Annotated in this window: 14 protein-coding genes; 5 read left to right on the forward strand and 9 right to left on the reverse strand. The window is 40.5% G+C overall.

Features of this window, described 5'->3' with window-relative positions; genetic code table 11:
* Positions 1–65: 65 nt before the first annotated feature.
* Entirely contained in the window at positions 66–1,361 is a 1,296-nt protein-coding gene (locus QLG01_RS15605) for an acyl-CoA dehydrogenase family protein (RefSeq protein ID WP_282496884.1), read from the reverse strand.
* 135 nt (positions 1,362–1,496) lie between these two features.
* Positions 1,497–2,315: a hypothetical protein gene (locus QLG01_RS15610; protein ID WP_192454720.1), complete on the reverse strand. Its 819-nt coding sequence runs from the start codon at positions 2,313–2,315 to the stop codon at positions 1,497–1,499.
* Positions 2,316–2,958: 643 nt separating this feature from the next.
* Between QLG01_RS15610 and QLG01_RS15615 the strand changes: the two genes are divergently transcribed.
* The 5 genes from QLG01_RS15615 (at position 2,959) to QLG01_RS15635 (ending at position 8,088) form a co-directional block, all read left to right on the forward strand.
* Positions 2,959–4,404, forward strand: a complete 1,446-nt coding sequence (locus tag QLG01_RS15615) for a cytochrome ubiquinol oxidase subunit I (RefSeq protein ID WP_013198175.1) — start codon at positions 2,959–2,961, stop codon at positions 4,402–4,404.
* Complete coding sequence (cydB, locus tag QLG01_RS15620) at positions 4,397–5,404, forward strand: cytochrome d ubiquinol oxidase subunit II (protein WP_060466432.1); 1,008 nt, start codon at positions 4,397–4,399, stop codon at positions 5,402–5,404. The genes QLG01_RS15615 and cydB overlap by 8 nt, the downstream gene beginning before the upstream one ends.
* Positions 5,405–5,418: 14 nt before the next feature.
* Positions 5,419–5,553: a hypothetical protein gene (locus QLG01_RS15625; RefSeq protein WP_000749813.1), complete on the forward strand. Its 135-nt coding sequence runs from the start codon at positions 5,419–5,421 to the stop codon at positions 5,551–5,553.
* A gap of 98 nt (positions 5,554–5,651) precedes the next feature.
* Entirely contained in the window at positions 5,652–7,070 is a 1,419-nt protein-coding gene (locus QLG01_RS15630) for a PLP-dependent aminotransferase family protein (protein WP_282496885.1), read from the forward strand.
* A gap of 100 nt (positions 7,071–7,170) precedes the next feature.
* Complete coding sequence (locus QLG01_RS15635; RefSeq protein WP_002114202.1) at positions 7,171–8,088, forward strand: LysR family transcriptional regulator; 918 nt, start codon at positions 7,171–7,173, stop codon at positions 8,086–8,088.
* Between the two features lie 56 nt (positions 8,089–8,144).
* Here the strand turns inward: QLG01_RS15635 and madM are convergent, their stop codons facing one another.
* Genes madM through QLG01_RS15670 form a run of 7 tightly spaced genes read right to left on the reverse strand, consistent with a single transcriptional unit; the run spans position 8,145 to position 12,887 of the window.
* Entirely contained in the window at positions 8,145–8,912 is a 768-nt protein-coding gene (madM, locus tag QLG01_RS15640; protein WP_282496886.1) for a malonate transporter subunit MadM, read from the reverse strand.
* A complete protein-coding gene (gene madL, locus QLG01_RS15645; RefSeq protein ID WP_005132242.1) occupies positions 8,905–9,321 on the reverse strand; it encodes a malonate transporter subunit MadL in 417 nt (138 codons plus the stop codon). Before madL ends, madM begins: the two co-directional genes overlap by 8 nt.
* A gap of 48 nt (positions 9,322–9,369) precedes the next feature.
* Positions 9,370–10,308, reverse strand: a complete 939-nt coding sequence (gene mdcH / locus QLG01_RS15650; RefSeq protein WP_282496887.1) for a malonate decarboxylase subunit epsilon — start codon at positions 10,306–10,308, stop codon at positions 9,370–9,372.
* A 12-nt stretch (positions 10,309–10,320) separates the two neighbouring features.
* Complete coding sequence (locus QLG01_RS15655; RefSeq protein WP_282496888.1) at positions 10,321–10,929, reverse strand: malonate decarboxylase holo-ACP synthase; 609 nt, start codon at positions 10,927–10,929, stop codon at positions 10,321–10,323.
* The gene (mdcE, locus tag QLG01_RS15660; RefSeq protein WP_282496889.1) at positions 10,920–11,747 is read right to left on the reverse strand and encodes a biotin-independent malonate decarboxylase subunit gamma; all 828 of its coding nucleotides are present in this window, start codon (positions 11,745–11,747) and stop codon (positions 10,920–10,922) included. Before mdcE ends, QLG01_RS15655 begins: the two co-directional genes overlap by 10 nt.
* A complete protein-coding gene (locus QLG01_RS15665; RefSeq protein ID WP_282496890.1) occupies positions 11,744–12,595 on the reverse strand; it encodes a biotin-independent malonate decarboxylase subunit beta in 852 nt (283 codons plus the stop codon). The genes mdcE and QLG01_RS15665 overlap by 4 nt, the downstream gene beginning before the upstream one ends.
* Positions 12,588–12,887: a malonate decarboxylase subunit delta gene (locus QLG01_RS15670; protein WP_000448955.1), complete on the reverse strand. Its 300-nt coding sequence runs from the start codon at positions 12,885–12,887 to the stop codon at positions 12,588–12,590. Before QLG01_RS15670 ends, QLG01_RS15665 begins: the two co-directional genes overlap by 8 nt.

The following is a 12,887-nucleotide window of genomic DNA, read 5'->3' on the forward strand; positions in this document are numbered from 1 at the left end:
TTAATTTAAACAACCAAAACAATATTAAGCCACTAAAACAGCAGCTTAATATCTAAAACTATAATTTATTGTTTAGCAACATTCCCAATTCGCCATTGATACGGTGGTAATGTGCCGTTTACACTAAAATCACCGATAATACGATTTTTAAATACTCTCGGGTTATGTGAAGATAAAGTTCGTACATTACGCCAGTATCGATCTAGACCTAAATCTTTGTCTGTTGCAGAAGCACCTAAAGCGTCAAATAAAATTGTAGAAGCATTTAAAATTAGATCGGTAATAACCGTTTGAGACTGCGCACTTTCAAGCTCAGCAAGTGCATTTTGCTCCTCTTCAAGCTGCTCATTATTTTGAAATGCTGCCAAGTAAGCACGTTGTAAGCTTTGTGCGACTTTTTCAACAATCGCCCCGGCACTGTAAGCCGCGCCACGGATTTGGCCTACTACTTCTAAAATTTGCGGATCCTGTTTTACAAATTGAGCATTTGCATGCGTGTAGTTTCGGGTCCGTTTAGCAACAGCTTGAGAAACATCATAGGTTGCAGCACGCCCTAGACCTGTAATGATTGCTAGTTGGACCAGTTGATAGTAAGCCGCTGAATATTTAAAACGGTCATCATCAGGTAAAATTTCAGTTTCATCGACCAATACATCATGGAAATATGCTGTGCCACTTGCGGTGAGTTGCTGACCAAAGCCATTCCAGTCATCAACAATTTCGACGCCTTCATCTTCACGGCGAACAACAACCGAGCCAGATTCACCCTTTAAATCTGTTACACCAACGTCAACCCAGTCTGCATATAGACTCCCTGTGGTGTAATATTTTTTACCTTTAACACGAATTTTTCCGTCACTGTCTCGATACAAATGAGTTTCGAACTGATCAATTGACTCCTTTCCACCTTCAGACCATGCACTACCCACCGTTTCGCCATTTGCAATTCGGCTAAGCCAACGCTGTTGAAACGCTTTGTCTTTACTTACCAACACATCTTCAGTGAAACCAAAATGCACACGCAAAGCTTGCGGTAAGTTTGAGTCAGCTTCTGCAAGTTCAACGAGCAATGCAAATAGTTCAGGAATGGTTGCATCAAAGCCACCATGAGCTTTGGGAAGTCTTAAGCGCGTAAAACCAATATCTTTGAGCCACTGGAGTTGTTCATAGGGCAAAATATGCTGTTGCTCACGGATTAAAGCCCCTTCTTTAATACGGGCAAAAGTTGGTCTGAAATTTTTTGCCAATTCATCATACCGTTCAGAAGGTCCTTCACCCCATACCCGCGAAATAATTGAGGCCTGACTAAGTGCTGCATGCGTTAGTGAACCGAGATGGTGCTCAAAATTTAGATTTGTCATGTAAATAAAACCAATATTGCTTTGCTTTTACCATAAAATATTTATTTCACATGAAAACGATTATTTTTTTATAACTGTATTCATTCTTTATATAAGCCCCCCAAGCACAAACATAAAAAGCTCATCTCTCAAGCCCTAAGATAGCTCTTTTTGTCTAATGCTCTGCTGGCTTTGCAGAAGTGTTTGTATATATTCTGAATAGACAGATAATTTTTCAAAAATATGCTCTGAATAAAACATATCATCAATTAAGTGGGTCATTTGACCAGCAGTAAAGGTGTCGCATAAACCAACCAATGCTGCGTTCATTTGAGCAAACTTTGCGCATAATTTGACATAAGTTTCATCCTTATTTTTGAATAATAATTTCCGCATTTCTAAGCTATTGAGGTTTTTTAAGTCATCATCTTTTGTGGTTTTAATCCAATAAATTTTTATTTTTAAAAATTGCTCCAGTGCTTTTAAATGTTCGACATCTACGTCTAAACTCGTAATTAAAAAAACTGTAGAGATATCACTTCGGCACAGTGCTTTGATTAAGCTTAGATAAATAAATTCGACTTCATTAAGCTCTGCAAGTTCCAAATCTATATAAATTTTTAGACTTTCTAAAACATCATCTACTTTGAATAAGGCTTTTTTTTCAGCTTGGTAATATTTATTAAGAATTGAAAGCACAGGTACAGTTGCAGGCGTTGTATAAATAGCGGCCTTGTTTAAGTTAGCAAAAATAAATGGTGAAAATAGATAAGCCACACTACTTTGATGTGCCTCAATATGAGATTGAATTAAATATACTGTTTCAGATTTAGAAAAGTCTCTGAGTACTTTCGCTCTTAATAAAGTAGCTTCAAAATTAACGTAGGTTTGCTCTAATTGAGCCAATATAGATACAGGAATAGGCTGATTTTTAATAATTTTATGCAGGACATTGAGTTGAGAAGTAATAAACATTTTTTAACATCCAAGCTATTTTAGAAGAGCTACACTTAAATCAGGTCTTTAATAACCTACGTAACAACCAGACCTCACGCAAAACAACAAAGGAATAAAAGAGAAGAAACTATTCTGCGCTTATTACCCAAAGTCACATTTACTCTGTTTTGGAAAGTGATTTTGGCCATTCGTAAATCTTGTTCATTTATTTTGGACTTTTGAAGAATGGATACATAGCTACAGATATTTGAAAAAAAACTATAGCACACCTCATGAATGCTTCAGACTGTTATAGTTTTATAAAAAATTTCTGTATCTACATATACAAAAATAGTAAGTGCATGATTAAGGAAACTTCTTAAGGTAGGTAGTTTTCATGAGACGATCTATTGCATATCGCCAGATATTTCATCAATGTTTCAATGCAACATGCATTTTTACAAATGCAACATCAAGCATAAACTTTGTTAACAGACTGAGAACAATCAATCAGTCTATTCTCTTGAAATATCAAGCAATTATATTGCTTAACCCTGTTGGCATTTTACTTGCTAAGAACATTTATCACAGAAGCAAGTTTAATCGTCAGAATACTTTGTTGCCTGAAAATAAGTATTTAACTCATTTAACCATCATCAGCTAGTTCACAGGGGGAAAGTTTATGAGCCTCGGTCTAACCGCTCTAGAATTAGCGCGAATACAATTTGCTTTTACAGTATCCTTCCATATTATTTTTCCGGCCACTTCCATCGGTCTTGCCTGCTTTTTAGCAGTGCTAGAGTGGAAGTGGTTAAGAACCCAAAACCCGATTTATAAAGATCTATTTAAATACTGGATTAAGATCTTTGCCGTTGCCTTTGGTATGGGTGTGGTCTCGGGCGTGGTCATGAGTTACCAGTTCGGTACTAACTGGAGTGAATTTTCACGCGTCGCCGGAAGTATTACTGGTCCTTTACTTACCTATGAAGTCTTGAGTGCCTTCTTCTTAGAAGCAGGTTTCTTAGGCATTATGTTATTTGGTTGGGGACGTGTTGGTCCTCGAGCCCATTTCTTCGCAACACTTATGGTTGCCATCGGAACATGTATTTCCATGTTCTGGATTCTATCTTCTAATAGTTGGATGCAGACACCTCAAGGCTTTGCCATCGAAAATGGCATTATTGTGCCAAAAGACTGGTTTGCAATTGTCTTTAACCCATCCTTCCCTTACCGCTTTGCCCACATGGGTGCAGCCGCCTTCTTAGTTTCATCATTATTGGTCGTCGGAACATCTGCATGGCATTTAGTAAAAGGCCGTCGTGATGAATTGGTGAAAAAATCGTTCTCGATGGGTCTCTGGATGGTGCTTGTGACTTCATGTTTACAAGTAGTCATTGGTGATAACCATGGTTTAAACACCCGTGAACATCAACCAGCCAAACTTGCCGCAATGGAAGGTCACTGGGAAACCAATCACAATGAGCCGATGCCATTATTGCTATTTGCAATTCCAGATATGAAAGAAGAACGTAACCACTTCGAAGTGGGTGTTCCTTATTTGGGTAGCTTAATTTTAACGCATAGCTTAGATGGCCAAGTGACAGGCTTAAAAGATTTCGCACCTGAAGATCGTCCAAATTCAACGATTGTTTTCTGGAGCTTCCGTGTGATGGTGGGTCTTGGTGTACTCATGGTCACTTTGTCACTCATTGCACTTTGGTTACGTAAGCGTGGAAAACTCTATGAAACTTCGTGGTTCCATAAATTTGCATTGGTGATGGGACCATCTGGTTATGTCGCTATGCTTGCAGGTTGGGTAACTACTGAGGTTGGCCGTCAGCCGTGGGTTGTATACGGCATTATGCGAACTAAAGATGGACTTTCACATACGGTTTCCGCAGATCAGGTCGGACTGAGCCTGTTTATTTTTGTGGTGGTCTATACCATCGTATTTGGTAGCGGTATTTACTACACCTTAAAACTAATTAACAAAGGTCCATCATTCATTGATTCACCAAATGTTGAAACTGGTGGCGTAGGACACTTTAAAACACCAATGCGTCCACTTAGTGCAGTCGATGAAAATATTGACAGCAAACAAAACTCTGGGGAGAACCGTCATGATTGATCTTTCTTTAATATGGGTCGGTATTATCGGTTTAGGTGTCATGATTTATGTGGTCATGGATGGCTTCGACTTAGGAATCGGGATTATGTTCCCCTTCATTAAGAACAGCCAAGAACGTGACGTGATGATGAATACCGTGGCCCCTGTCTGGGATGGTAATGAAACGTGGATGGTACTCGGTGGCGCTGGTCTATATGCTGCATTTCCACTGGTCTATTCAACAGTTTTATCAGCACTCTATTTACCGATCATTTTCATGGTGATTGCCCTGATTTTCCGTGGCGTGGCGTTTGAATTCCGCTTTAAAGCTCATCGTACTAAGCATCTTTGGGATTTAGCCTTTATCTGGGGTTCAGTTTTAACCAGCTTCCTACAAGGGATTATTTTAGGTGCCTATATCCAAGGGATTAAAACCGAAAATGGTATTTATGCTGGTGGTCCATTTGACTGGTTATCTCCATTTACGATCTTTACAGGTATTGGTGTAGTTGCGATGTATGCAACTTTGGGCTGTGGCTGGCTCATCTTAAAAACTGAAAAAGGCTTGCAGCAACGTATGTATGAGCTTATGCCAAAGCTGATTATTGCACTGCTCATTATTTTTGGTGGCGTAAGTTTATATACACCTCTGACTCATCCTGAAATTGCAGATCGCTGGTTCTCTTTACCAAATCTGTTCTATTTTAGCCCTGTGCCTATTTTGGTCTTATTGTTTGTTGGTTTGATTTTATCAGCGTGTAAAAAGCAAGATCATGACCTCAAACCATTTGCATATACATTGGCTCTTGTTTTCCTTGCATTTACTGGATTCGTGATTAGTTTATGGCCATATATTATTCCGCCATCAGTCACCATCTGGCAGGCTGCAGCACCACATTCAAGCCAAATGTTTGCTTTGGTCGGTGCACTTATTTTGATTCCAATCATTATTGCTTACACCATTGTGTCTTACTGGGTATTTAGAGACAAAGTCCGTGTAGGTGATGAAGGCTATCATTAAGTATGGAGGGTTTTATGAAAAAGTCATCCGTTAAACTCAATCAAACCCAATGGTTTATTTTGCTATGGCTCGGTGGTTTTTTAGCCTTAGCTGTGATTGCAGGATTGTTTAAAGTGATATTGATTTATGCAGCCCCTTACTTAAAGTAATTCCAACTTTCTAAACAAATGCCGTTTGTAGATTCTGCAAACGGCATTTATTATTGATTAAGTGCATCTTTCATTTTGTTATTTCGTGCAGCTCATACATGTATAAATCAGAACAACTCGCTCATAGCATTCGCCAACTCATTGAAAGTGGCACTTTAAGTGGGCATGAAAAATTACCTTCATTAAGAGATCAAGTACAACGCTCTGGCTTTAGTTTAATGACCGTAATGAATGCTTATCAGGAGCTTGAATCACAAGGTCTGATCTATTCAAAAGAAAAGTCTGGATACTTTGTTGCCGAGCAAATTGCACTAAAGCCACTCGAACACTATTCAGTTGTTTCACTGAACTCTAAAATTGAAATTAATTCCTTAGTTTTTAAATATCTTAAATCGATTCAACATGAATCTGTCGTGCCTTTTGGTTCAGCTTTTCCAGACAGTCAGCTTTTAACAGCACCCAAACTCATTCAAATTATGGGACAGCTTGCGCGTCAAAGACAAAGTTATGACCAAACCACAAGTCTACCGCCAGGCAATTTGGCCTTAAGAAAACTGATTGCTCAGCGCTACTGTATGCAAGGCATACAGACCGATCCAGATGACATTGTCATTACATCAGGCGGCTTAGATGCATTAAACCTTTCGCTACAAGCTGTCGCTCAACCTGGCGATTATATTTTATTGCAGCAAACTGTGTTTTATGGGGCTTGGCAAGCTGCCGAGCGTTTAGGGCTTAAGGTGATTACTATTCCTGAACATCCTCAGCATGGTTTTGACCTAGAGGCTTTTGAACAGGTTATTCAAACATATCCAATCAAGGTGTGTTGGCTGATGCTGAATGCCCATAACCCGATTGGTTTTACCGTCAATGATGACATTAAATATAAAATTGCCAAACTGCTTCACGAACATCAGATTTATTTGATTGAAGATGATGTTTATGAGGAGCTTTTTTATGGCGGCCAAAAACCACTTTCAATGAAGTATTTTGACCAACAAAATCTGGTGCTTCACTGCTCTTCTTTTTCTAAAACATTAGGTGCAGGTTTTCGGGTTGGTTGGGTCTATGCGGGTAAATTTTCAGACCATATTCAACACTTGCAACTCATGAGCACCATTTCAGTAAATGCTCTCATTCAAAATGCATTGGTTGAGTTTTTGTCTCATCATCATTATGAAAAGCACTTGCGTACACTTAGACTTTCACTTGAGCGTTATAAAAAGCAGTTTTATCACTATTTAAAGCAGCATTTACCGAGCTCTTGCGAAGTGTATTACTACCCAAGTGGTTATTTTCTATGGGTCAAACTTCCTAGTACGCTAGATAGTATGCAAGTTTATGAAGAATTGATTCAGCAAGACATTGGCGTTGCACCAAGCCCTCTGTTTAGTGTTTTACCTGCACAGCAGCATTATTTGCGAATCAACTGCTCTTTTGAATGGAACACTAAAATTCAAAATGCTTTAGATCAAGTCATCAAAACCATTCAACAAAGAGTTGAAGCAAGTCTCTAAAGAAATGCTTCGACCTAAGCACAATTTTATAGTCTTTATTTTGTGGTAACTTTATAGCTTAAATCTATAGTTTTTAGGGAAACAGTTTCAAAGGATTAATATGGAAATTGATGAAGAACTCACCCTTAAAAAAATACAGATTTTTTTAGCTTTTATGCGCTGTGGAAATTTGTCTAAAACAGCCACAGAAATGCAGCTGAGTAATGTCAGTGTTCACAAAGCACTACACTCTTTAGAGAGCGCTTTACGTTGCCCTCTTTTTAAAAATGAAGGCCGTAACCTCATCCCTTTAAAAAGTGCTTATGTCTTTGAAGAAAGGGCACAAAAAATCGTACAAGACATTTTTATTACCGTAAATAAAACCAGAGAAGCAGCAGGTTTTGCAGCCAAGGTTTTACATCTAGGTTCTCTTTATTCTTTGACGGTAAACACCATTCCAAATGTGATTAGCGGCCTTAAACTCAGACGCAGTGAGCTTGATATTCAACTGTTGCTGAGTTCGAATCAGGATTTGGTGAAAAAGCTTAAAGCAACTGAGCTTGATGCCATTATCGTGGCTTTAAATGAAACCACTCAAGATGATGACTTTGAAATTTTGCCAATGTTTTCAGATGACATTTTTTTGGCCGTTAATAAAGATTCAAAATATGCCGATTTTAAAGACATTGATTTAAGCCTTTTAAAAGAAGAAACTTTTTTAACTTTAACTAAGGGTTTTGCCACTCATAACGATAGCGATATTATTTTTAAAAAAGCAGGTTTTTCTCCTAAAGTTGCTTTGCAAGTGAACGATATTTTTACCTTAATTAGTATGGTCAGTTCGGGCGTTGGTTTTGCCCTTTTACCGGGTCGTATTTCTGCGGTTTATGAAAGCTCTGTTAAGCTTATTCCCCTAAAACAGCAATATCATATGCAACAAGAAATTGGTTTGGTTTTCTTGAAGAGTAAAGAACGAGATCCAAACTTACTCGCACTGATTGCTGAGTGTCGTATGTTTGCTTCTAATTTTAAAAGATAAAAATAAGGGCCGTTGTTTTGTATAACAACAGCCCTTTTTATTTAAGCCGTGGACGCTTAGCCACCTACCAATGCTTTAACCGCAAAGAATAAAACTGTTGGTCCCATTAAACAGCCAAGTCCTGTATGGAACGTTGCTGTGAGTGCACCATAAGGTACTAAACGGCGATCTGTCGCGGCCAAGCCTGCCGACACTCCACTGACAGTTCCAGCCAAGCCACCAAAAATCATGGCAGAACGTGGATTGTCTAATCCCATAAATTTTGCGGTAAGCGGTGTTGAAACCATTACACAAATTGCTTTCACCAGCCCCGTTGCAATTGACAGCGCCATGACCTCAGAACTTGCTCCAATGGCCGCACCTGTCACTGGCCCTACAATGTAAGTCACTGCACCCGCACCAATTGTGGTAATACTCACCGCATCGCGATAGCCAAAAATCCACGCAAACATACAACCAACAATAAATGGCAAAATGGTTCCGAGAAATAAAGAGAAGGCTCCAATAAACCCGGCTTTTTTCGCCTCAGTCGCTTGTACCTCAAATGCAGTTGCGACAATGGTAAAGTCACGAAGCATTGCACCACCCATAAGCCCGACACCGGTAAAGAGTGCAAGATCGGTAATACCTTTTTCACCGCCTGTCATTTTTCCGCCAAACCATGCCAAGATTAAACCAATTACAATCGCAATTGCTGAAGCATGCACTCTTCCCTTGGTTAAATATTTAGATAGCTTAGTCGACAACCACATAATTAAAGCAATTAAGGCGAAAGCTGTAATTAAACCTAAATGGGTTAAGTCCTTTAATAATAATTCAACCATGAACTTTGCCTCCAATGCGGTTTAATGTGGTGTCTTCTTCCTTCGGTAAAGGGCTTGCCTTGTTGTAGCGGCTTAAGCCCGCAATGGTGAGTGTGCAAACAATAACTGAAACTACCGCAGCAAACAGTGCCATATGCCCACTAGATAATGCTGTAACCACATTTTGTTGTGCTGCCATGGCAACAACAACAGGAATGTACATGGTGCCCCAGAATGAAACGCCTTTTTCGGTTTCAACTGTCATAACACCACGTTTTTCCATCCATAACCGTATACAAATGAGTAAAATCATGGCGATACCCACGCCACCAACATTGGACTTTACACCCAATAAAACGCCCAACAAATCGCCAACAATAACACCCACCAAGGTGCAAAGTGCGAGTAAACCAACTCCATATATAATCATGACAATCCCTCATATCCTTGGATCATTTATGCTTTTGTAAAATCTGACTCAAAAAGAAAAACTATTTGCCTGTTCTTTTTGCATTGCCATCTGAATAGTGTCTATGCGTGTCCCTTGAAATGACAACACGGTTCCTTCTTTAAATGTTCGGCGTGCAAGTGTAGTAAGTACCGTTCCCGGTAAAGCTTCGATCTGCAATCTCACACCTCGCTCCCATGCAGCTTGGATGGTACTTTCCCAATCTACAGTTCGACTCATATTAAAAGCCAAGTCATCACCAATCTGTTCTGGCCTGCTAAGCGTACGAGCCGTTGTACCACTTAAATAACGTATTTTAGGCTGCTTTAAAGTCACTCCCTCCATAGACGCTGCAAGTTGCTTTGCTTGCTGACTTAATAATTCACAGTGCGATGGCACTGATACATCTAATTTTTTTGCCACCACGCCTTGTTGCTTTGCCAAAACAGCAACTTGGTTCATGGCTTCAAAACTTCCTGAAATAACGATCTGGTTATGTGCATTAATATTTGCGACAAACACCTCTGGCGTTATTTCATAAATCTGTTTGACCCATGTTTCAACAGCTGCACGCTCTGTACCAATCAGAGCAGTCATACCATAGCCAGTTGGATAGGCGTTTTGCATGAGTTCACCTCGATAGGCAACCAAACGAACAGCATCCTCAAAGGCTAAAACTTCTGCTACAACTGCAGCAGACCATGCACCAATTGATAGACCAGCCACATAATCAGGTGTTAAGTTTTCCGCTGTTAATAAAGCTGAACTCACCACACCTGAAATCAGTAAACAAAGCTGTACTGCACGTGTCGATTGCAATGCAGCCGGACTATCTAGTATCAAGACATCTTCTTTGAGTGTATCCGATGCACGCTCAAGGTATTCTTTAGCTAGAGCGGTTTGAGCTAAGTCGTGCAACATATTGCTTCGTTGCACACCTTGTCCCGGATATACCCAAATTGAAGCCATGATATCTATTCCCTAATTCCATGGGTTTTCTACTAAAACAGCACCATCAGAACGTTTTAATAGAACTTTTCCACCGTTCCCAGCCCATTCTTTTAATGCCAAACCACCTCGTGGAAGTTGAAGCTGTATATCCACATTCAGCCCTACTTGCTGAAAATTTTCGAGTAGCTCAATCGCCTGCATTTTGGTAAAAGGTTGTTCAGCTCGAATCAATAAATCTATGTCACTTTGCTCGGTTACTGTTTTAATGCCCGTTGCCAACTCAAACCCGAAACTTCCTGTATATCCCCAACATCCTGAAAAGTTTTTCATAATGCTGGAAATTCTCTGTAAACGTTCTGCCAAGTGCTCAAACTGTTGCGTATCCACGTGAGTCAGCGCTTCTGGCTTAAGTTGTCTGCCAATCGCAGATCGTGGCATTTGAGCTGCATATCGTTGATAGCGAAATTGTCCTCTTACACCCACAGCCACCTGCTCTACAGGAGTAATTGCCCGTCGAACTACAACAGGATCACCTCGTAGCAAAACCTCTTTCACCCAAAGCGGAGCATTATCGGCCAAGCAATCGACCGTCATGCCCCACAATAAATCATGGGCTTCGAGCTTAAGTTTCATGACCATTGCTCACGCAATAATTCACGGACCTTTTTAGACATTTGACGGTTTTGGCCGTGAAGTCTTTGTTCCAATCCTCTAGATTGATCAGCATTAATTTCTTTAAACGCTTGAGCGATCACCTGCTTCGCTGACAAAAGATCATCGGTTGTCGGTTGTTCAGGGTTTTCAACAGATAACAGTTCAGACAACAAACCAAGTGTGGCATAACTTTCAATGTCATAAGCCATTGGAGGAATACTGGAAGCCAATTGCTCTAACTCATCAACCGATCGCAAGGTAACGCGTGCAGCAGATTCCTTACCCATCGCATGCACCATAACACCTGAATCTTTTAAGGCAATAATACGATTGGCTTGGTATCCATGCGCCAGGAAAGCACCCGACATCGACTTACCAACCAATAAACTGACAACAGGATGGCCTGCCAATCTGGCTCTAGCATAGCTATCTACTGCACCCGCTAAAGCTTGATGAATACCTAATAATTCTTCGCGGCGCCCATAGGCCTGACTCAGGACATCAACCAAGCATAAAATGCCGCGTTTAGTTTCTGAATGAACATCGGCTTGAATCACGTCATCAACCGCTTTTGCCAAGCTCCAGCCTTCTAGCAGTCCAACTTCACCTTGTTTTGCCCGCGGGAACAGATTATTGCTGTCTTGAACAACGGCAATCACACGCACCGCTTGCTGATCAATCTGACCATCAGCCACCCAAACCGAAGCTGGAAAACCTTCAATTGTCTTAAATCCCTGAGTGAGTGCTTTAAACCAATGTGCACCACGTGTAGATGCTTTTAATGTATCAACGGCGATATTCATGCTTGCTCTCCTTGATACAAAGCTTGAACCTGTGCTGGGGTAATCTGCTCAGCAGTATCGACTTGTTGTAGCTTCGCTAAATAGAATGAGTAGTTTGAACTACGGTGCTGCTGTGGTACGCCTTGAGTTAAATAATCGATGACTTGCTGACGAATTTTCTGGCGATCATCGTCAACATAAGCATCTGCCAAACCACTAGCGAAACGCTGATTACCACCAGTAATACTCCATATAAATGGACGATCTTTGGCGTTATATTCTTGTACACCAGCTTCTTGTTCAATCACTTGCGGGCCATTTAAGCCTAAACGTCCTTCTTGTGTCATTACAATATAGCTACATAGACCAGCCGCAATTGACATGCCACCAAAGCACCCTACACTGCCTGCGACCACAGCAATCACGGGTTGATACTGCCGTAAGTTCACAATTGCAGCCTGAATTTCAGCAATTGCAGCCAAACCGAGATTTGCTTCTTGTAAGCGAACGCCACCCGTTTCCAAAAGTAAAATTGCCGCTGTTGGAATACCTTTTAGATTGTCTTCAACTGCAAGTTCTAAGGCACCCGCAATTTTGGCACCGCCCACCTCACCTAAACTTCCACCTTGAAATAAACCTTCAATTGAAATTAAAACCACTGGGCGTTTTTGAATAGATCCTTTTGCAATCACCACACCATCATCGGCTTGCGGGACAATATTTTGCTGAGCCAACCAAGGCGACATAACACGTGCAAATGGGTCGAGTAGCTCTCGAAAAGTCCCTTCATCTAATAGCGCTTTGGCACGCTCTCTGGCGCTAAGTTCAATAAAATCTTGTTTATTTAACAAACTCTGAATATCAGTCATGAGCAATTTCCTCCAATGCTTGTTCTAGACGTAAGCGAACGACACCAGGAGTTGCACCAAAGTCATGAATATCAATATTGACCGCTGGCGGTATTTGCGCAGTAAAAATCCGTTCGAAAAGATTGTGCCAACGTGCTGCACTGCCATCTACCGAAGTCACTACATGAATAGAAGCTTTTCCAGTTTCACCAGGTTCCATCAAAATTTCTAAATCACCTGAACCAACACATCCTACTAGTGCTTTTTTTACAGGTGGCTCTGTGGCCACAAATTCAAAATGAAGTGTTTCCAT

Origin of the sequence: Acinetobacter sp. V89_4, from assembly GCF_029967875.1 — a bacterium.
Lineage (GTDB): Bacteria > Pseudomonadota > Gammaproteobacteria > Pseudomonadales > Moraxellaceae > Acinetobacter > Acinetobacter oleivorans.

Excerpts from the sequence above, each read along its gene's own strand:
- QLG01_RS15630 (WP_282496885.1), top strand. The coding sequence starts at position 5,652 with ATGTATAAATCAGAACAACTCGCTCATAGCATTCGCCAACTCATTGAA.
- madL (WP_005132242.1), bottom strand. The coding sequence starts at position 9,321 with ATGATTATATATGGAGTTGGTTTACTCGCACTTTGCACCTTGGTGGGT.
- QLG01_RS15635 (WP_002114202.1), top strand. The coding sequence starts at position 7,171 with ATGGAAATTGATGAAGAACTCACCCTTAAAAAAATACAGATTTTTTTA.
- mdcH (WP_282496887.1), bottom strand. The coding sequence starts at position 10,308 with ATGGCTTCAATTTGGGTATATCCGGGACAAGGTGTGCAACGAAGCAAT.
- cydB (WP_060466432.1), top strand. The coding sequence starts at position 4,397 with ATGATTGATCTTTCTTTAATATGGGTCGGTATTATCGGTTTAGGTGTC.
- QLG01_RS15670 (WP_000448955.1), bottom strand. The coding sequence starts at position 12,887 with ATGGAAACACTTCATTTTGAATTTGTGGCCACAGAGCCACCTGTAAAA.
- madM (WP_282496886.1), bottom strand. The coding sequence starts at position 8,912 with ATGGTTGAATTATTATTAAAGGACTTAACCCATTTAGGTTTAATTACA.
- QLG01_RS15615 (WP_013198175.1), top strand. The coding sequence starts at position 2,959 with ATGAGCCTCGGTCTAACCGCTCTAGAATTAGCGCGAATACAATTTGCT.
- QLG01_RS15605 (WP_282496884.1), bottom strand. The coding sequence starts at position 1,361 with ATGACAAATCTAAATTTTGAGCACCATCTCGGTTCACTAACGCATGCA.
- mdcE (WP_282496889.1), bottom strand. The coding sequence starts at position 11,747 with ATGAATATCGCCGTTGATACATTAAAAGCATCTACACGTGGTGCACAT.
- QLG01_RS15610 (WP_192454720.1), bottom strand. The coding sequence starts at position 2,315 with ATGTTTATTACTTCTCAACTCAATGTCCTGCATAAAATTATTAAAAAT.
- QLG01_RS15625 (WP_000749813.1), top strand. The coding sequence starts at position 5,419 with ATGAAAAAGTCATCCGTTAAACTCAATCAAACCCAATGGTTTATTTTG.
- QLG01_RS15665 (WP_282496890.1), bottom strand. The coding sequence starts at position 12,595 with ATGACTGATATTCAGAGTTTGTTAAATAAACAAGATTTTATTGAACTT.
- QLG01_RS15655 (WP_282496888.1), bottom strand. The coding sequence starts at position 10,929 with ATGGTCATGAAACTTAAGCTCGAAGCCCATGATTTATTGTGGGGCATG.